The organism is Achromobacter aloeverae, assembly GCF_004121055.1.
Lineage (GTDB): Bacteria > Pseudomonadota > Gammaproteobacteria > Burkholderiales > Burkholderiaceae_B > Bordetella_C > Bordetella_C aloeverae.
On sequence record NZ_PYAL01000009.1, the window covers coordinates 214,998 to 233,123 of the forward strand.

Here is an 18,126-nt window from a genome sequence, read left to right on the forward strand (position 1 = left end):
CGGGCCGCCGCTTTTTTCCGACGCCGTGCGTCGACAACTCCAAGGACTTACACGATGACCCTGAAAACCGAACGACAGGCCCTGGTGCAGGAAACCATGGCGGACATCCAGCGCATCCTGGGCGAGGGCCAGCCGAACCGCGCCACCCTGGTGCGCGTCAGCGAAAGGCTGCAGCCGCTGGCGGCACGCACCGACCTGTTCCCCGTGCAGGATTTTCCCGCCCCGGCGGCGGACTCGGGCGCGACGTCCTCGCGCTATCTGTTGGCGCAGCAGCCGGATGACAGCCTGGCGCTCTACATCAACGTCATCATTCCGGGCAAGTCGACCAAGCCCCACAACCACGGCACCTGGGCGGTCATTGTCGCGGTCAGCGGCCAGGAGCTGAACCGCATCTACGAGCGCCGCGACGACGGCCGCGATCCGGATCGCGCGGACCTGGAGCAGGTGCGCGAATACGTGGTCCAGCCCGGTTCGCCCATCAATTTCATGCCGCAGGACATCCACAGCATCCACGTCGACGGCACCGAGACCGTGCGCCATTTCCACCTCTACGGCAAGGCGCTGGAAACGCTGACGGACCGCCTGGGCTTCGACCTGGATACCGGCAAGGTCTACAACTACAACAAGAATTTCATGCGGCCGACCGTTGGGCGCGACGCCTGAACGCCGTGCAACGCAACACCAGGAGAGGGTCGATATGATCGAAGTCTGGGGCAGGTCTTCCTCGTCCAATGCCGCCAAGGTGTTCTGGACGCTGGATGAATTGAAGCTCGACTATGCCTTGCACAAGGCCGGCGGCGAGTTCGGCGGGCTGGAAGCGCCGGCCTATCTGGCGATGAATCCCAACGGCCGCGTGCCGACGCTGGTCGACGACGGCCTGGTCCTGTGGGAGTCCAATGCCGTGGTGCGCTACCTCGCGGCCCAGTATGGCGCGGGCAGCTTGTGGCCCGTCGCGGCGCGCGAGCGAGCCCTTTCCGACAAGTGGATGGACTGGGCGACCGTGAATTTCGCGGCGGCCCTGGCGCCCTTGCGCCAGAAGCGAACGACGGGCGGTGCGGATACCGGACTGGCCGCGGCGGCCGACCGCGTCGACCGGTTGGCCGGCATGCTGGACCGCACGCTAAGCGCCAGCCCGTATATCGGCGGCGTCGGCCTTGGGATAGGCGATGTGGCGCTTGGACCGCACGTCCATCGCTGGACCCTGCTGGATATCCCGCCCGACCGCCATCCCGCCTTGCGCAGCTACTACCTGCGGCTGTGCACGCATGGCGCCTACAAGAGGCACATCGTGGACAAGCTCGCCTGAGCGGCTGGCGGCCGGTGGCCATCGCCCAGCCTATGGCCGGTGGCCATTGCCCGGCCTATGGCCGGCAGCCGTTGCTCGGCCTATAGCCTACGGCCGGTGGCCGGCCTATCTGCCCGCCACCAGGTTCATCCGTTGCCGCACGGCTTCGGCCAGGTCAGCCACCGATGCGGCATAGAAGTAGCTGTGGTTGTACTGCGTGATGGCGAAGAAATTCGGCGTGGCGGTGCGGTACTCGGCCGTCCCGGCGGATTCCTCGGGCAGGTCGACGACCCCTAGCGGCGCCTGCTGCCACGCCGCCGTATCGGCGGCCGTGGCGTTGACGGGGCGGGCCACCGCGCCGGCGGCTTGCAGCCTCGGCCAGTCGCGCTGGGGCGCCAGCCCGCCGTCGACCAGCGCCGCCGGATTGGCCGGCAGCGTCACCGGCGCGAACACGGGCAATCCGCGCAGCCAGCCATGCTGCATGAGATAGTTGCCGACCGACAGGATGGCATCGTTGGCGCTGTTGGCCAGGTCGATGTGGCCGGAGCCGTCGCCGTCGATGGCGTAGCGCATGATGCTGCCGGGCATGAATTGCGGCATGCCGATGGCCCCGGCGTAGGACCCGCGCGTCTGCAGGTCCAGCTTGCCCTGCATTACCAGGGTCAGGAAATCGCTCAGCTGGTCGCGGAACATCCGCGCGCGATCGGGCTTGGATGGGTCCGGGTAATCGAAGGCCAGCGTGGACAATGAATCGAGCACGCGGAAACTGCCCATATTGCGGCCGTAGCGGGTTTCCACGCCGATGATGCCGACGATGATGGACGCCGGCACGCCGAAGCGTTGGGCGGCGCGGTTCAGCGCGTCCTGGTTTTCCTGCCAGAACGAGACGCCCCAGCCTATGGTCTTGGGCTCGACCACGCGCGAGCGATAGGTGATCCAGCTGCGCGAGATTTTCTTGCCGGGCGGCGGCGCGATCAACCGCGCCACGGTCTCGCTGTAGCGGGCCCCGGACAGGGCGCCGAGCAGGGCGTCGACCGGCAGGCCGCGGTCGGCCGCCAACTGCCGGGCATAGGCATCCACCTCCGGCCGCAGCTGGCCCGACGGGGCAAGCACCGCCGACGGCGCTTCGTCGGGCTCGCTGTCCATGCCGGCCTGGGCGCCTTGCGCGGGCGGTGGCCCGATGCGGATGCGGGTGACCTCGCCATTGGCGTCCGCCGGCTGGGAGACAGCCGGGGCGGTGGCCGAGCCGGCGCGCGGCGGGGTGCTGGCACAGCCCGCCAGGACGGACGTCGCCAAGGCGATTTGCAGGAATCGTCGACTGATGAACATAATCTTCCCTATGGAGACCCTGTATCTTACCCACCCCTCCTGCCGCCTGCATGAAATGGGGGATTGGCATCCGGAGAGCCCGCAGAGGCTCGGCGCCATCAACGACCAGCTGCTGTCCAGCGGGATCATGCCCTATCTGGCGCAGGCCGAGGCCGCGCCGGCGGGCGACGAGGCCATCCTGCGCGCGCATACCGCCGCGCACCTGGAGCGGCTGCGGCGCCATGTCCCCGCGACGGGGTACTACACGCTGGATCCGGACACCCTGATGAACCCGCACACGCTGGACGCGGCCCTGCATGCCGCCGGCGCGGGCATCCAGGCCGTCGACGCGGTGATGGCCGGCCAGGCGCAGACCGCGTTCTGCGCGGTGCGCCCGCCGGGGCATCACGCCTGCCGCGACCGTGCCATGGGGTTCTGCTTTCTCAACAATATCGCCATCGCGGCGCTGCATGCGCTGGCGCGCCACGGCTTGAACCGCGTGGCCATCATCGATTTCGACGTCCATCACGGCAACGGCACCGAGGACATCCTGGCGGGTGACGACCGGGTGCTGATGTGCAGTTTCTTCCAGCACCCGTTCTATCCGAACTGCGGCGTCGAAAATCAGGCTCGTAATATGTTGAACGAGCCGGTGCCCGCCTATACCGATGGCGCCCTGGTGCGGAAATTGGTGAGCGAGCATTGGCTGCCCCGCCTGGACGCCCACCGGCCCGAGCTGATCCTGGTGTCGGCGGGCTTCGACGCCCACCGCGAGGACGACCTGGGGCAGATGCGGCTGGTCGAGGCCGACTATGCATGGATAACGGAGCGCCTGGTGGAAGTGGCCGCGCGCCACGCGGGCAACCGCATCGTCAGCATGCTGGAGGGCGGATACAACCTTTCCGCCCTGGGGCGCAGCGTGGTGGCGCACATCCGCGCGCTCGGTGGCCTATGATTCTGGCCTGCGGCGCCGCGCTGCCGCATCGGCCTGTGATCCAGCCCGTGATTCCGGCCCGTGATTCCGGCCTGTGATTCCGGCCTGTGATTCCGGCTTTTGACCCCGTCCCGTGCCCCGCCGGCCCCCGTCCGCCGGCCCCCCTTCGTCCTCCCGTAGGCACGGCCGCGCTTAAGTCCCCCTTCAGTAACTGCGAAGTTTTCGCGAGCCCGTAGCGTGGCCAAGTGCGCCGCGCCTGGACGCGATGGGCGTCAACAGGCTGTAGAATCAAGGGGTTTGTCGGGCTGCGCAGCGCCCGGGCGGCGCCTGGCCGCCGTGTCGCGCGCATCCCGCCGCCATGAATAATCGTTTCGCCAATATAAGGCAATCACCCCTGGAGGCTGCTGGATGAAGGTCCTGGTACCTGTAAAACGCGTCGTTGATTACAACGTCAAGGTTCGCGTGAAGTCGGATCAAACCGGCGTGGACATCGCCAACGTGAAAATGTCGATGAACCCGTTCGACGAAATCGCGGTGGAAGAAGCCACGCGCCTGAAGGAGAAGGGTACGGCGACGGAAGTGATCGCCGTGTCCGCTGGCGTGCAACAGAGCCAGGAAACCTTGCGTACGGCGATGGCCATCGGCGCCGACCGCGGCATCCTCATCCAGACCGACGCCGAGCTGCAGCCGCTGGCGGTGGCCAAGCTGCTGAAGGCGGTGGTGGAGAAGGAACAGCCGCAGCTGGTCATCCTGGGCAAGCAGGCCATCGACGACGATGCCAACCAGACCGGCCAGATGCTGGCCGCGCTGCTGGACTGGCCGCAGGCCACCTATGCCAGCAAGGTCGAGGTCGCCGGCGACAAGGTCACGGTCACGCGCGAAGTCGACGGCGGGCTGGAGACGCTGACGCTGAAGCTGCCGGCCATCGTCACCACCGACCTGCGCCTGAACGAGCCGCGCTACGTCACGCTGCCCAACATCATGAAGGCCAAGAAAAAGCCGCTGGATACCGTGACGCCGCAGGACCTGGGCGTGGATCCCGCGCCGCGCCTGAAGACCTTGAAGGTCTCCGAGCCGCCGGCGCGCAAGGCCGGTATCAAGGTGCCCGACGTGGCCACGCTGGTGGACAAACTGAAGAACGAAGCGAAGGTGGTCTGAAGATGACGACTCTGGTTATTGCCGAACACGACAACGCCCACCTGAAGGGCGCGACCCTGAACACCATCGCCGCCGCCGCCAAGATCGGCGGCGACGTGCATGTCCTGGTGGCCGGCAGCAATGCCAAGGCGGTGGCCGACCAGGCGGCGCAGGCGGCCGGCGTGTCCAAGGTCTTGCTGGCCGACGCGCCGCAACTGGCCGATGGCCTGGCGGAGAACCTGGCGGCGCAGGTGCTGGCCATCGCAAAAGACTATAGCCACATCCTGTTCCCGGCCACCGCGTCGGGCAAGAACGTGGCCCCGCGCGTGGCGGCCAAGCTGGACGTGGCGCAGATCTCCGACATCACCGCGGTGGAGTCGGCCGACACCTTCCAGCGTCCCATTTACGCGGGTAACGCCATCGCCACGGTGCAGTCGGCCGATGCGGTGAAGGTGATCACCGTGCGCACCACCGGTTTCGATGCGGTGGCCGCGACGGGCGGCTCGGCGGCCGTCGAAAGCGTGGGCGCGGTGGCCGACTCGGGCTTGTCCTCGTTCGTGGGCAGGGAAGTGGCCAAGAGCGATCGTCCGGAACTGGCCGGCGCGCGCGTGGTGGTGTCGGGCGGTCGCGGCCTGGGCAGCGCCGAGAACTTCAAGATCCTGGACCCGCTGGCCGACAAGCTGGGCGCGGCCCTGGGCGCTTCGCGCGCCGCCGTCGATGCCGGCTATGCCCCCAACGACTGGCAGGTGGGCCAGACCGGCAAGATCGTGGCGCCGCAGCTGTATGTGGCCGTCGGGATCTCGGGCGCCATCCAGCACCTGGCCGGCATGAAGGACTCCAAGGTCATCGTCGCCATCAACAAGGACGCCGAGGCGCCGATCTTCGGCGTGGCGGACTACGGCCTGGTGGGTGACCTGTTCGAACTGGTGCCGCAACTGGCGAGCGCGCTTTAAATCCAGCGCTCTAGATCCAGCGCAGCGCCATGACAACGCCCCGACCCTGTGTCGGGGCGTTGTCGTTTGCGCGGCGCCCGCCGGCCATCGAACCGGACTGGCCCGCGCAACGGCATCGTAAAACGTCCGGCCGGGTTCACGACTGCTATCCTGCTGCCGTGTTGGCGTAGACTGGCGCCTAGGCAGAAAAAACAGAGCGTGCCGGCTACGCCGTAGCCGCCCGCGCCCATGCAGCCGTTTCGGAGACGACATGACGTATACCGTACCGCTCGCGGACATCCGCTTCGTTCTCAAGTCGCTGGCGGGCCTGGACGAGGTCCTGGCCCAACCCGGTTTCGAGGATGTTTCCCCGGACCTGGTCGACGCCGTCCTGGAGGAGAACGCCCGCTTCGTCGAGGGCGTGGTGGCGCCCCTGAACCGGTCCGGCGACATGCATCCACCCACCTGGCAGGATGGCGCGGTGACGACGTCTCCCGGCCATGTGCAGGCCTTCAAGGCCTATGCCGACGGTGGCTGGCAGGGCTTGCAGCATCCCGCGCAATGGGGCGGCCAAGGACTGCCCAAGGTGGTGGCGGCCTGCGCCAATGAAAACATCAATGCCGCCAGCCTGGCGTTTTCGCTGTGTCCGCTGCTGACCGACGGTGTCATCGAGGCCTTGCTGACCGTCGGCGACGAGCGTCTGCGCCAGGCCTACGTGCCCAAGCTGGTGGCGGGCACCTGGACCGGCACGATGAACCTGACCGAGCCGCAGGCCGGTTCGGACCTGGCGCAGGTGCGTACCCGCGCCGTGCGCCAGGACGATGGCAGCTATCGGCTGAGCGGCCAGAAGATATTCATCACTTACGGCGAGCACGATCTGGCGGAGAACATCATCCATCTGGTGCTGGCGCGCACGCCGGACGCGCCATCCGGGGTCAAGGGCCTGTCCTTGTTCGTCGTGCCGAAGTTCCTGCCGACAGCGGACGGCGGGATAGGGCCGCGCAACGATGTATGGTGCGCGTCGCTCGAACACAAGCTGGGCATCCATGCCAGCCCGACGGCCGTGCTGCTGTACGGGTCCGGCAAGGGCGACGTGGGCGAGGGCGCGGTCGGCTACCTGGTGGGCGAGGAAAACCGCGGCCTGGAATACATGTTCATCATGATGAATGCCGCCCGCTATGCCGTCGGCCAGCAGGGCATCGCGGTGTCCGAGCGCGCCTACCAGCAGGCGCTGGCGTACGCGCGGGAGCGGGTGCAGGGCCGCGCGGTCGAGGGGTCGGCGGGACCGGTCACCATCGCGCATCATCCGGACGTGCAGCGCATGCTGCTGACGATGCGCGCGCTGACCGAGGCGACGCGCGCCATCGCCTATGTGGCGGCGTCGGCGCGCGACCTGGCCGTCCACCATCCCGACGAGCAGGTCCGGGAGCGCAACCAGGCCTTCTACGAGTTCCTGGTGCCCGTGATCAAGGGCTTTTCCACGGAATGCGCGGTGGAGGTCGCCTCGCTGGGCGTGCAGGTGCACGGCGGCATGGGATACATCGAGGAAACCGGCGCCGCCCAGCATTACCGCGACGCCCGCATCCTGCCCATCTACGAGGGCACCACGGCCATCCAGGCCAACGACCTGATCGGCCGCAAACTGCTGCGCGACGGCGGCGCCACGGCGCAGGCCATGCTGGAGGCGATGGGCCGGACCGCCGCCGAGCTGGACGCCGAGGCGGCCGCGGCGCAAGCGTCCCGGCAGGAGGCCGACGCCGCCGCCATCGGCCTGCTGCGCGATAACCTGCGGCGCGCGATGCACGCGCAGGCCGAAGCCCTGGGATTCATGCGGACGCAGGCGGCGGGCAATCTGCGCGCCGTCTTCGCCGGCAGCGTTCCTTTCCTGATGCTGACGGGCGTGCTGCATGGCGGCTGGCAGATGGCGCGCGCCGTGCTGGCCTGCCGCAGGATGGCCGGGGAGCAGGGCGGCGATACCGCCTTCCTGCAGGCCAAGCAGGCGACGGCGTTTTTCTATGGCGCGCACATCCTGCCGCGCGCCGGCGCGCTCGGGGCGGCCGTGCGTGCCGGCGAAATCGTCGACATCTGGGCCGCGCGCGCCAATATTACTTAGGGTTATATAAATCCCTGGCTATTCTTGTTTTACCGTCCTGACGAAATGATGAAGAATGCGCCCACGAGGGAGCTTTTTGCCTTGGGACCCGACGGCGGAAGGAAGTCCGCCATCCAGGCAGTCCCGGGGGCTGCCGCTTAACTTTTACTTGATGAGGATCACCATGAGCCAATTGCGCCTGGGCGACACCGCGCCCGACTTCGAACAGAAATCGTCCATCGGTCCTATCCGTTTCCATGAATACCTGGGCAATAGCTGGGGCGTGCTGTTCTCGCACCCGGCGGACTTCACGCCCGTCTGCACCACCGAACTCGGCTATACGGCCAAGCTGGCCGACGAATTCGCCAAGCGCAACGTCAAGGTGCTGGCCCTGTCGGTCGATCCCGTCGATTCCCATACCAAGTGGATAGACGACATCAACGATACGCAGAACACCAAGGTCAACTTCCCCATCCTGGCCGACGACGACCGCAAGGTTTCCGAGCTGTACGACATGATCCACCCGAACGCCAACGCCACGCTGACCGTGCGTTCCGTGTTCGTCATCGACCCGAACAAGAAGGTGCGGCTGACCATCACGTATCCGGCCAGCACCGGCCGCAATTTCAATGAAATCCTGCGCGTCATCGACTCGCTGCAACTGACCGACAGCCACAGCGTGGCCACGCCGGTGAACTGGCAGGACGGCGACGACGTGATCATCGTGCCGTCGTTGAAGGACGAGGAAGTCATCAAGCAGAAATTCCCCAAGGGCTACAAGGCCGTGCGTCCGTATCTGCGGATCACCCCGCAGCCCAACAAGTAAGCGCCAGGGCAGTTTCCCCGGGCAGGCCGATGCGGACTGTCCCGTGGGGCCGCCCCGCCCGGACGGGTTTCCCGTGCCGAACGCCGGCATCCGCAAGGATGCCGGTTTTTTTTTCCCGCCGCTTTTGTCTCCGCTTCCGTCGCCGGTTATCCCAAGGTAAGCCCCCTCACACCGCCCCGGCGGTATTTCGTCCAGGAATAAAGAACAAAGATCTTATTCGTTGGGAATGAAGGGGGCGCCCTTCACAATGCCGTACGGCTAATGCCTTGCATGCATGAAAAACCCATATCGACACGACTGCGGGAAATGATGAAAAACAGCTCGAACAACAAGCGCGTGTTCCTGAAGCAATCCCTCGCCCTCGGCGCGGCGGCGGCCAGTGGCGGCCTGGGCATTCTTGGCGGCATCGCCACGGCACGCGCCGCCGACACGCCCAAGCCCGTCGAGCTGCTGAACGTCTCCTACGATCCCACCCGCGAACTCTACGCCCAGTACAACCCGGTCTTCGCGAAGTACTGGAAAGCCAAGACCGGCCAGGACGTGATCATCAAGAACTCCCACGGCGGGTCGGGCGCGCAGGCGCGCACGGTCATCGACGGCGCGCCCGCCGACGTGGTGACGCTGGGCCTGGCGCCCGATGTCGAGGCGCTGGTCACGCATGGCGGCTGGGTCAAGGAAGGCTGGCAGCAGCGCCTGCCGCACAATTCCTCGCCCTATACCTCGACCATCATCCTGCTGGTGCGCAAGGGCAATCCCAAGAACATCAAGGATTGGGATGACCTGGTCAAGCCGGGTGTATCCGTTATCACCCCCAATCCCAAGACCTCGGCCGGCGCCCGCTGGAACTACCTGGCGGCGTGGGAATACGGCCGCCGCAAGTTCGGCGGCGATGCCGGCGCCAGGGACTTCGTGTCCAAGCTGTTCAAGAACGTGCCCGTGCTGGATTCGGGCGCGCGCGGCTCGACCATCACCTTCGCCCAGCGCGGCGTGGGCGATGTGCTGATCTCCTGGGAAAACGACGCCTTCCTGGCCTTCAATGAATTTGGTCCGGGGCAGTTCGAAATCGTGGCGCCCAGCGTCAGCATCCTGTGCGAACCGACGGTGGCCGTAGTGGACAAGAACGTCGACCGCAAGGGTACGCGCACCGTGGCCGAGGCCTATCTGAACTATCTCTATTCGGATGCGGCGCAGGACCTGATCGGCCGTAATTTCTATCGTCCGACCGGCGAGCAGGCCAAGGCCAAGTACGCCAAGCAATTCGCCCAGATCGACCTGGTCACCATCGACAAGAACTTCGGCGGCTGGCCCGCGGCCAACAAGACCCATTTCGCGGATGGCGGCGTTTTCGACCAGATCTATGTCAAGCAATAAGCCAGGAACATTGCGCGGGGCCGCCCCGGGCGGCTGCCGCGGAGGAAATCCATGACCCAGGCGCCTGTCGATACCCTGGAGGCCGCCGTGCTCGCGCACCGCGGCCTGGGCGCCGTGGTCACGCCGCCCGCGGGACCGTCGGCTTCCGGCCGGCGTGGCCGCCGGGTGCTGCCCGGCTTCAACCTGACCTTGGGCCTGACGCTGTTCTACCTGGGGCTGCTGGTCCTGTTGCCGCTGTCCGCGCTGTTCATCAAGTCCTTTGCCCTGACCTGGCCGCAGTTCGTCACGGCGGTGTCCTCGCCGCGCGTGCTGGCCGCCTATCGCGTCACCTTCGGGTCGTCGCTGATCGCCGCGGTCATCAACCTGGTGTTCGGACTGCTGGTGGCCTGGGTGCTGGTGCGCTACCGCTTTCCGGGCAAGCGCATACTGGACGCCCTGGTGGACCTGCCTTTCGCGCTGCCGACGGCCGTGGCTGGCATCTCGCTGGCCGCGCTGCTGGGCCCCAATGGCTGGATCGGCCAACATCTGGTGCCGCTGGGCATCAAGCTGGCCTACACGCCGGCGGGCATCGTGGTGGCCCTGACCTTCATCGGCCTGCCTTTCGTCGTGCGCACCGTGCAGCCCGTGCTGGAAGACGCGGAAAAAGAACTGGAGGAGGCGGCTGCCAGCCTGGGCGCCACGCCTTTCCAGATTTTCCGCAAGGTAATCCTGCCCTCGATCGCGCCCGCGCTGCTGACCGGCTTCGCCATGGCGTTCGCGCGCGCGGTGGGCGAATACGGGTCGGTGGTGTTCATCGCCGGCAATATGCCCATGGTCTCGGAGATCACGCCCTTGCTCATCCTGGTCAAGCTCGAGCAGTTCGACTATGCCGGCGCCGCCGCCTTGGCGTCCGTGCTGCTGGCGACGTCTTTCCTGTTGCTGCTGGCGATCAATGGCCTGCAGTTCTGGCAGCGACGGTTGCTGGGGGGGCGGCCATGAGCGGCTCCAAGCCCGTATCCTCCCTCGGGGAGGAGGTCGTGGGACGACAGGAGGGTCCGGCCCGCGCGGCCATATCGGCGGCTCCCGCCACGGCCGCCGCGAGGACCTTGTCGCGCCGCGGCGAGGCGGGCTGGGTGCGCGTCGCGCTGATCGCCGTGGCGGTGGTTTTCCTGCTGTCCTTCCTGGTCCTGCCCCTGGGCGTGGTCTTCGCCGAGGCGTTCCGCAAGGGCGCGGGCGCCTATTTCGGCGCCCTGGCCGATGACGATTCGTGGGCGGCCATCCGCCTGACGCTGCTGACGGCCGCCATCGCCGTGCCCCTGAACGTGGTGTTCGGCATCGCCGCCGCCTGGGCCATCGCCCGTTTCGACTTCCGCGGCAAGTCCGTGCTGGTCACGTTGATCGACGTGCCGTTCTCGGTGTCGCCGGTGGTCGCCGGCCTGGCCTACATGCTGGTGCTGGGCGCGCAGGGCTGGATAGGCCCCTGGCTGATGGATCACGACCTGAAGATCATCTTCGCCGTGCCGGGCATCGTCCTGGTGACGACCTTCGTCACCTTGCCCATGGTGGCGCGGGAACTGATCCCGCTGATGCAGGCCCAGGGCAGCGAGCAGGAAGAGGCCGCCGTGGTGCTGGGGGCCAGCGGCTGGCGGACATTCTGGCATGTGACCTTGCCCAACATCCGCTGGGGGCTGATCTACGGCGTCATTCTTTGCAATGCGCGGGCAATGGGCGAGTTCGGGGCGGTTTCGGTGGTATCGGGGCACATACGCGGGCTGACCAATACAATTCCGCTGCAAGTCGAGATTCTCTACAACGAGTACCAGATCCAGGCGGGCTTCGCGGTGGCGTCGCTACTGGCCTTGCTGGCGCTGCTGACCTTGTGCGTGAAGTCCTTCCTGGAGTGGCGCCACGAACGGCGCGTCCGGCAATGGACCCACGCCGCGGCGCAAGTGCCGCCGCCGGCCGCGTCCGCGCCGGCCGGCGTACCGGCGCGGGCCCCGGCATGAGGGGACAAGCCCCGACCCAGGCAGGCGATCGCGCCGTGTTGCGCAAAGAACAGACAGGATAGACATGGATATCGAAATCAAGGCAGTCAACAAGCGCTTCGGCAATTTCCAGGCTTTGCGCGACATCAACCTGCATATCGATTCGGGCGAGCTGGTGGCCTTGCTGGGGCCGTCCGGCTGCGGCAAGACCTCGCTCCTGCGCATCATCGCGGGCCTGGAAACGCCCGACAGCGGCAGCGTGTATTTTTCCGGCGAGGACAGCACGGACGTGCACGTGCGCGACCGCCAGGTCGGCTTCGTCTTCCAGCACTATGCGCTGTTCCGCCATATGACGGTGTTCGAGAACGTCGCATTCGGCCTGCGCATCCGGCCGCGCGCCCAGCGTCCGTCGGAAGCGGCCATCCAGGAAAAGGTCCATGCCCTGCTGAACCTGGTGCAACTGGACTGGCTGGGCGACCGCTATCCCGCCCAGTTGTCCGGCGGGCAGCGCCAGCGCATCGCCCTGGCGCGCGCGCTGGCGGTGGAACCCCGCGTGCTGCTGCTGGACGAACCCTTCGGCGCGCTGGACGCCAAGGTGCGCAAGGAACTGCGACGCTGGCTGCGCCGCCTGCACGACGAGCTGCACGTGGCCAGCGTGTTCGTGACGCACGACCAGGAAGAGGCGCTGGAAGTCGCCGACCGCGTGGTGGTGATGAATGCCGGCCGCATCGAGCAGGTCGGGACGCCGCGCGAAGTCTGGGAGCAGCCCGCCACGCCTTTCGTCTACGGATTCCTGGGCGACGTCAACCAGATCGCCGGCCATGCGGCCGGCGGCATCTGGCGCGCCAGCGGGATATCGCTGCCGGCGCCGTCCTTCGAGGGGCTGGACGAGCAGCGTGCGGTGGCCTATGTGCGGCCGCATGAGCTTGAGGTGTTGCGCTACGCGCCCGCCACCGACGGCATCGCCGTGCGGCTGAACCATGCCTACCTGGCCGGTCCCAGCGCTTTCCTCGAACTGTCGCGCGAGGACGGCGGGCTGCTGGAGGCCCAGGTGCCCGAAGAGGACTTCCGCGCGCTGGGCCTGGCCGAAGGCGAGCAATTGCTGGCGCGTCCGCGCCGCGGCCGTATTTTCGCCGCCGAGCACGAAGCGCGGCGCGCCTAGGACTTGGGAGGAGTACGCAGCATGCAGCCCGTTTCGACATCGGACCTCGCCCAGGAAGGGCAGGCCGATAAATTACCGACCGATAAATCGCCGACCGGGAAGTTGACCGAGAAGTTGCCAACCCGGAAATGGCAGGCGCTCACCCTGCGCCTGGCCGATATCGCGCGCCGCTACCCTGATGCCGTGCTGGCTTCGTCGCTGGCCGCCGAGGACATGCTGTTGACGCATGCGATCCTGGAAGGGGGCAGCGGGCTGGGCATTTTCACGCTGGACACCGGCCGCCTGCACGCGGAAACCCTGGCGCTGCTGGACGTGATCGAGGCGCGCTACGGCCGCCGGCCGGATGTCTTCCGCCCCCATGAAGAGGCCGTGCGGGAACACGTCCAGGCGCATGGCGCCTACGCGTTCTATGAAAGCGTGGCGCTGCGCAAGGCCTGTTGCGAGATCCGCAAGGTCGAGCCGCTGCGTCGCGCGCTGGCGGGACGCAAGGCCTGGATCACCGGCCAGCGGCGCGCCCAATCCGCCACGCGCGCGGACCTGCCCGACGAAGAGCAGGACACCACGTTCGGCCTGTACAAGTTCAACCCGCTGGCCGACTGGAGCGAGGCGGAAGTCTGGGCCGCGATCCGCGCCTTCGATATCCCCTACAACCCGCTGCACGACCAGGGCTATCCGTCCATCGGATGCGAGCCCTGTACGCGGGCCATTCGTCCTGGCGAGGACGTGCGCGCCGGTCGCTGGTGGTGGGAGTCTTCCGATTCCAAGGAGTGCGGTCTGCACGCCGGCAACCGTTTTTCGATCAAGCCCGAGGCAGTGCGGTCCTAGATCCCCAAGGCCGCCCGATCGCGTCAGGTTCTTCTCCAGGTTACATGGATCCGATTATGTCCACCCTACAACACACCCGCAGCCACCTGGATTGGCTGGAATCCGAAGCCATTTTCATCCTGCGCGAAGTCGCCGCCGAATGCGAGCGACCCGTGCTGCTGTTTTCTGGCGGCAAGGATTCGTGCGTCCTGCTGCGCCTGGCGGAAAAGGCGTTCCGCCCTGGACGTTTCCCGTTTCCCCTGCTGCATGTGGACACGGGCCATAACTTCGACGAGGTGATCGCCTTTCGCGACGCCCGCGCCGCCGAACTGGGCGAGCAGCTGATCGTGCGCAGCGTCGAGGATTCGATCGCGCGCGGGTCGGTGGTGTTGCGCCGCGAAACCGATTCGCGCAACGCGGCGCAGGCCGTGACGCTGCTGGAGGCGATCGCCGAATTCGGTTTCGACGCCTGCATCGGCGGCGCGCGCCGCGACGAGGAGAAGGCGCGCGCGAAGGAGCGTATTTTTTCCTTCCGCGACGAATTCGGCTTGTGGGACCCGAAGAACCAGCGCCCAGAGGTCTGGGACCTGTACAACACCCGCGTCCACCGTGGCGAGAACATGCGCGTGTTCCCCATCTCGAACTGGACCGAACTGGACGTCTGGCAGTACATCGAACGCGAGAAGCTGGCCCTGCCGTCCATTTATTACGCCCATCGTCGCGACGTGGTGCGGCGCAGCGGCCTGCTGGTGCCGGTGACGCGCCTGACGCCGCCCAAGGAAGGCGAGCAGGTCGAGAACGTGTCGGTGCGCTTCCGCACGGTGGGGGATATCTCCTGCACCTGCCCCGTGGCGTCGGACGCGACCGACAACGCCGCCATCATCGCCGAAACGGCCATCAGCGACATCACCGAGCGCGGCGCGACGCGCATGGACGACCAGACTTCCGAGGCGTCCATGGAGCGCCGCAAGCGTGAAGGCTATTTCTAAGCAGGCTATCGACCGGAATCGAATATCACCATGAACGCCATCAACGAATCCTTCCTGCCGTCCACCGACGGCGGCGTTATCCGCCTGATCACCGCGGGCTCGGTCGACGACGGCAAGTCCACGCTGATCGGCCGCCTGCTGTATGACAGCAAGGGCGTGTTCGCCGACCAGCTCGATGCCATCGCGCGGGCCAAGCACAAACGCGTCAGCGGCGACGGCATCGATTTCTCCCTGCTGACCGATGGGCTGGAAGCGGAGCGGGAGCAGGGGATCACCATAGACGTAGCCTATCGCTACTTCGCGACGCCCCAGCGCAAGTTCATCATTGCCGACGCGCCCGGCCATGAGCAGTACACGCGCAATATGGTGACCGGCGCGTCCACGGCCGACGTCGCCGTCATCCTGATCGACGCCACGCGCGTCGCCGACGGCCAACTGCTGCCGCAGACCAAGCGCCACAGCATGCTGGCGCACCTGCTCGGCATCCGCCATATCGTGGTGGCGGTCAACAAGATGGATCTGGTCGATTGGGACCAGGCGGTGTTCGCGCGCATCGACGCCGCCTATGCCGACCTGGCGCGCCGCATCGGCATCGAGCGCTACCAGGCGCTGCCGATCTCCGCGCTGCGCGGCGACAACGTGGTGAACCGCAGCGACGCGGCGCCGTGGTACGACGGCCAGCCCTTGCTGCCCCTGCTCGAGGCGCTGGACACCCGCGACGCTTCCGCCGACGCGCCCCTGCGTTTCCCGGTGCAATGGGTGGCGCGTCACGACGGCGATACGGCCACCGACTTCCGAGCCTATGCCGGGCGCGTCGCCAGCGGCGTCTTGCGCGTGGGCGATGAGGTCGTGGTGTTGCCGGCCGGCGCGAGCGCGCGCGTGCGCCGCATCCTGGCGCACACGCAGGCGCGCGAGTGCGCGTACGCGGGCGACTCCGTCATGGTCGAACTGGATCGCGATGTCGACGTGTCGCGCGGCGATGTGCTGGCGCACGCCGATGCGCCAGCGCGTGTCGAGCGCGAGTTCGAAGCGGAGCTGTGCTGGTTCGATACGCAGGCCTTGAATCCCGCGCGCAAGTACCTGCTCAAGCACGGCACGCGACTGACCGCGGCGCGCATCAAGCAGGTGCGTACGCGTCGCGACATACACGAGCTCGATGAGATCGAAGCCGAAGGCACTGCGTTGTCGATGAACGATATCGGCCGCGTCGTGATCGCTACGCGCGATGCGTTGACGGTCGATCCTTATGCGGAAAATCCGGCCACGGGCGCGTTCATCCTGATCGACGAGACCACGCACCAGACAGCGGCCGCGGGCATGGTGCGGTGAACGCCGGCGGGGCGGTTTGTCAACCCCCGCACGCGCGTGGCTGAAGTGTCTACTTTCGCTTTAAGCCTTTATTTATGAGGGTTTTGCGGTAAAGCCACAGCGGAAAAATTTTGCTCCGCACGCATCGTGGTCTTGGAGTAAAGTGAACCGTCGTCGCAAAACGACGTTCAGTGGGTTGCATAAAGTACTGGATGCTTGTACAGTACTTTCATGGAACGCACCGATCATTTCGTTTCCGCCGGTTCTGGGTCCCCGGCTGCCGCCCCCGCCGCCTTGCGCGGTCGGGGTGCGGTTACTAATGTCGGACATCGCTTCCAGAAAGACGAGCGCAACGCCGCCGTCGACCACGACCCCGCTCAAACTGTCCCTGTTTATTTCCAACCGCCACGCGGACTGGCCACGACCGTGGCGGTCGAGCAGGCGCGCCGCATACTTTCCCGTAACGATTCCCCGGATATCGGTTTCGACCAGGCCATCAATCCCTATCGCGGGTGCGAGCATGGATGCGTGTATTGCTACGCCCGGCCTACCCATGCGTACCTGGGCTATTCGCCGGGGCTGGATTTCGAGACCCGGCTGGTCGCCAAGGCCAATGCCGTCGAGGCCTTGCGCGCCGAGCTCGCGCGGCCGGGGTACCGGGTGTCTCCGGTCAACCTGGGGTCGGCCACGGATATCTACCAGCCTATCGAGCGTGACTGGCGCCTGACGCGCGGCCTGCTCGAATTGCTGCTGGAAACCCGCCATCCGCTGACCCTGGTCACCAAGAACGCCCTGGTCGAGCGCGACCTGGATCTGCTGCGGGAACTGGCGCAGCGCAACCTGGTGGCGGTCTACATCAGCATCACGTCCCTGGACAATGAACTCTCCCGCACCCTGGAGCCGCGCGCCTCGGCGCCGCAACGGCGGCTGGAGGCGGTGCGCACGCTGGCCGAGGCGGGCGTGCCGGTTGGCGTCCTGGTCGCGCCTGTCATTCCGTTCATCAACGACGTCTACCTGGAACGCATCCTGGAAGCCGCGGCGGCGGCCGGCGCCTATTACGGCAGCTACACCGTCGTTCGCCTGCCCTGGGAGGTGAAGGATGTGTTCGAACAGTGGTTGCAGACCCATTTTCCTGATCGTGCGCAGCGCGTGCTGCACCGTATCGAGGACATGCGGGGCGGTAAGCGCAACGACCCTCGTTTCGGCACCCGCATGAGCGGGACGGGCGCCTGGGCCGACCTGCTGCGCCAACGTTTCCAGCTGGCCGTGCGCAAGCATGGCTTGAATCGCCAGCGCTTGCCGCTGGACACCCACCAATTCGTCGCGCCGGCCCCGGCGGGCGGCGCGGCGGGACGGCAAAACCGGGCGCCGTCCCCGCAATTGAGCTTGTTCGACCAGCCCGGCCCCGCTGTCTCATCCGCCGCGCGGACGCCTACGCGCTAGCCAGGAGCCCATCATGACTGTTGCCGTTCAGCCGCAATTTTCCGTCCCTTTCTCCCATGACTTGTCCGGTACTGTCGCCGGCACTTTCGGATCGATCGCCGGCGCTACGCCGGGCACGCCCTCCGGCGGCAAGCGCGCGGGCAAGCTGCCGACCAGGCTGGCGGGCAGGCTCACCGGGAAATGGCCTTTCCGTCCGGCGCCGCAGGATCAGGCGCCCACGGGGCGTGGCGCCGACGACCAGCGGGTACGGCCGACGCCCGAGGCCATGCCGGCCGAGCGCCTGGCCAAGCCGGGGGACGTCAGTGTCCGCCAGATGGTGACGGATATCCTCCTCGTCGGCATGTGGGGCGCCATGATCCCCGGCCTGATGTGGCTGGGTTCGGCGCTGGGATTCTGAGCGGGCCGGTCCCGAGGTTTACGTAACTGGCTGATTTATTGTAGAATTGCTGGTTTGCCAAATCTCATCCTCTACGTGCGGCCAAATTGGGTCCTCTGGATCCGTTTCGGGGTTTATCCCCGGGCATCACAAGATCGTGGCGAATTTGCCGGCAAGACATCGAGGCGGTCCTCC

17 protein-coding genes are annotated in these 18,126 nt (G+C 66.7%); 16 read left to right on the top strand and 1 reads right to left on the bottom strand.

Annotated elements, in window-relative coordinates:
- The first annotated feature begins 54 nt into the window (after window positions 1–54).
- Both C7R54_RS26460 and C7R54_RS26465 read left to right on the top strand, forming a co-directional pair.
- Window positions 55–663, top strand: a complete 609-nt coding sequence (locus C7R54_RS26460; RefSeq protein WP_129153908.1) for a cysteine dioxygenase family protein — start codon at window positions 55–57, stop codon at window positions 661–663.
- Between the two features lie 34 nt (window positions 664–697).
- Window positions 698–1,306, top strand: coding sequence for a glutathione S-transferase family protein (locus C7R54_RS26465; protein ID WP_129153909.1), 609 nt, complete (start codon window positions 698–700; stop codon window positions 1,304–1,306).
- 105 nt (window positions 1,307–1,411) lie between these two features.
- Here the strand turns inward: C7R54_RS26465 and mltB are convergent, their stop codons facing one another.
- Window positions 1,412–2,614, bottom strand: coding sequence for a lytic murein transglycosylase B (gene mltB, locus C7R54_RS26470; RefSeq protein WP_129153910.1), 1,203 nt, complete (start codon window positions 2,612–2,614; stop codon window positions 1,412–1,414).
- A 10-nt stretch (window positions 2,615–2,624) separates the two neighbouring features.
- On the opposite strand from mltB, the gene C7R54_RS26475 reads away from it, so the two are divergent.
- The 14 genes from C7R54_RS26475 (at window position 2,625) to C7R54_RS26540 (ending at window position 17,952) form a co-directional block, all read left to right on the top strand.
- Window positions 2,625–3,548 (top strand): histone deacetylase family protein, encoded by a 924-nt coding sequence (locus C7R54_RS26475; RefSeq protein WP_129154065.1) that lies wholly within the window; start codon window positions 2,625–2,627, stop codon window positions 3,546–3,548.
- Between the two features lie 387 nt (window positions 3,549–3,935).
- Window positions 3,936–4,685 carry an electron transfer flavoprotein subunit beta/FixA family protein gene (locus C7R54_RS26480; RefSeq protein ID WP_129153911.1) on the top strand — a complete coding sequence of 250 codons (750 nt, stop codon included), beginning with the start codon at window positions 3,936–3,938 and terminating at the stop codon, window positions 4,683–4,685.
- A 2-nt stretch (window positions 4,686–4,687) separates the two neighbouring features.
- A complete protein-coding gene (locus C7R54_RS26485; protein ID WP_129153912.1) occupies window positions 4,688–5,617 on the top strand; it encodes an electron transfer flavoprotein subunit alpha/FixB family protein in 930 nt (309 codons plus the stop codon).
- A gap of 250 nt (window positions 5,618–5,867) precedes the next feature.
- Complete coding sequence (locus C7R54_RS26490; protein ID WP_129153913.1) at window positions 5,868–7,709, top strand: acyl-CoA dehydrogenase; 1,842 nt, start codon at window positions 5,868–5,870, stop codon at window positions 7,707–7,709.
- A gap of 163 nt (window positions 7,710–7,872) precedes the next feature.
- Complete coding sequence (locus C7R54_RS26495; RefSeq protein ID WP_129153914.1) at window positions 7,873–8,514, top strand: peroxiredoxin; 642 nt, start codon at window positions 7,873–7,875, stop codon at window positions 8,512–8,514.
- 306 nt (window positions 8,515–8,820) lie between these two features.
- Complete coding sequence (locus tag C7R54_RS26500; RefSeq protein ID WP_240039727.1) at window positions 8,821–9,885, top strand: sulfate ABC transporter substrate-binding protein; 1,065 nt, start codon at window positions 8,821–8,823, stop codon at window positions 9,883–9,885.
- A 105-nt stretch (window positions 9,886–9,990) separates the two neighbouring features.
- Window positions 9,991–10,863, top strand: a complete 873-nt coding sequence (cysT, locus tag C7R54_RS26505; RefSeq protein ID WP_377814887.1) for a sulfate ABC transporter permease subunit CysT — start codon at window positions 9,991–9,993, stop codon at window positions 10,861–10,863.
- Window positions 10,860–11,870, top strand: a complete 1,011-nt coding sequence (cysW, locus tag C7R54_RS26510) for a sulfate ABC transporter permease subunit CysW (RefSeq protein WP_129153916.1) — start codon at window positions 10,860–10,862, stop codon at window positions 11,868–11,870. The genes cysT and cysW overlap by 4 nt, the downstream gene beginning before the upstream one ends.
- Window positions 11,871–11,934: 64 nt before the next feature.
- Window positions 11,935–13,011 (top strand): sulfate/molybdate ABC transporter ATP-binding protein, encoded by a 1,077-nt coding sequence (locus C7R54_RS26515; protein ID WP_129153917.1) that lies wholly within the window; start codon window positions 11,935–11,937, stop codon window positions 13,009–13,011.
- Window positions 13,012–13,032: 21 nt separating this feature from the next.
- Window positions 13,033–13,836: a phosphoadenylyl-sulfate reductase gene (locus tag C7R54_RS26520; protein ID WP_129153918.1), complete on the top strand. Its 804-nt coding sequence runs from the start codon at window positions 13,033–13,035 to the stop codon at window positions 13,834–13,836.
- 56 nt (window positions 13,837–13,892) lie between these two features.
- Window positions 13,893–14,804, top strand: coding sequence for a sulfate adenylyltransferase subunit CysD (gene cysD, locus C7R54_RS26525; RefSeq protein ID WP_129153919.1), 912 nt, complete (start codon window positions 13,893–13,895; stop codon window positions 14,802–14,804).
- A 30-nt stretch (window positions 14,805–14,834) separates the two neighbouring features.
- A complete protein-coding gene (locus C7R54_RS26530; protein WP_129153920.1) occupies window positions 14,835–16,133 on the top strand; it encodes a sulfate adenylyltransferase subunit 1 in 1,299 nt (432 codons plus the stop codon).
- Between the two features lie 210 nt (window positions 16,134–16,343).
- The gene (locus C7R54_RS26535; protein WP_129153921.1) at window positions 16,344–17,555 is read left to right on the top strand and encodes a PA0069 family radical SAM protein; all 1,212 of its coding nucleotides are present in this window, start codon (window positions 16,344–16,346) and stop codon (window positions 17,553–17,555) included.
- Between the two features lie 13 nt (window positions 17,556–17,568).
- A complete protein-coding gene (locus C7R54_RS26540; RefSeq protein ID WP_129153922.1) occupies window positions 17,569–17,952 on the top strand; it encodes a hypothetical protein in 384 nt (127 codons plus the stop codon).
- Window positions 17,953–18,126: the final 174 nt, after the last annotated feature.

What these genes read in the sequence shown, in the direction of transcription:
- C7R54_RS26460 (WP_129153908.1), top strand. Translation starts at nt 55, where the DNA reads ATGACCCTGAAAACCGAACGACAGGCCCTGGTGCAGGAAACCATGGCG.
- C7R54_RS26465 (WP_129153909.1), top strand. Translation starts at nt 698, where the DNA reads ATGATCGAAGTCTGGGGCAGGTCTTCCTCGTCCAATGCCGCCAAGGTG.
- mltB (WP_129153910.1), bottom strand. Translation starts at nt 2,614, where the DNA reads ATGTTCATCAGTCGACGATTCCTGCAAATCGCCTTGGCGACGTCCGTC.
- C7R54_RS26475 (WP_129154065.1), top strand. Translation starts at nt 2,625, where the DNA reads ATGGAGACCCTGTATCTTACCCACCCCTCCTGCCGCCTGCATGAAATG.
- C7R54_RS26480 (WP_129153911.1), top strand. Translation starts at nt 3,936, where the DNA reads ATGAAGGTCCTGGTACCTGTAAAACGCGTCGTTGATTACAACGTCAAG.
- C7R54_RS26485 (WP_129153912.1), top strand. Translation starts at nt 4,688, where the DNA reads ATGACGACTCTGGTTATTGCCGAACACGACAACGCCCACCTGAAGGGC.
- C7R54_RS26490 (WP_129153913.1), top strand. Translation starts at nt 5,868, where the DNA reads ATGACGTATACCGTACCGCTCGCGGACATCCGCTTCGTTCTCAAGTCG.
- C7R54_RS26495 (WP_129153914.1), top strand. Translation starts at nt 7,873, where the DNA reads ATGAGCCAATTGCGCCTGGGCGACACCGCGCCCGACTTCGAACAGAAA.
- C7R54_RS26500 (WP_240039727.1), top strand. Translation starts at nt 8,821, where the DNA reads ATGATGAAAAACAGCTCGAACAACAAGCGCGTGTTCCTGAAGCAATCC.
- cysW (WP_129153916.1), top strand. Translation starts at nt 10,860, where the DNA reads ATGAGCGGCTCCAAGCCCGTATCCTCCCTCGGGGAGGAGGTCGTGGGA.
- C7R54_RS26515 (WP_129153917.1), top strand. Translation starts at nt 11,935, where the DNA reads ATGGATATCGAAATCAAGGCAGTCAACAAGCGCTTCGGCAATTTCCAG.
- C7R54_RS26520 (WP_129153918.1), top strand. Translation starts at nt 13,033, where the DNA reads ATGCAGCCCGTTTCGACATCGGACCTCGCCCAGGAAGGGCAGGCCGAT.
- cysD (WP_129153919.1), top strand. Translation starts at nt 13,893, where the DNA reads ATGTCCACCCTACAACACACCCGCAGCCACCTGGATTGGCTGGAATCC.
- C7R54_RS26530 (WP_129153920.1), top strand. Translation starts at nt 14,835, where the DNA reads ATGAACGCCATCAACGAATCCTTCCTGCCGTCCACCGACGGCGGCGTT.
- C7R54_RS26535 (WP_129153921.1), top strand. Translation starts at nt 16,344, where the DNA reads ATGGAACGCACCGATCATTTCGTTTCCGCCGGTTCTGGGTCCCCGGCT.
- C7R54_RS26540 (WP_129153922.1), top strand. Translation starts at nt 17,569, where the DNA reads ATGACTGTTGCCGTTCAGCCGCAATTTTCCGTCCCTTTCTCCCATGAC.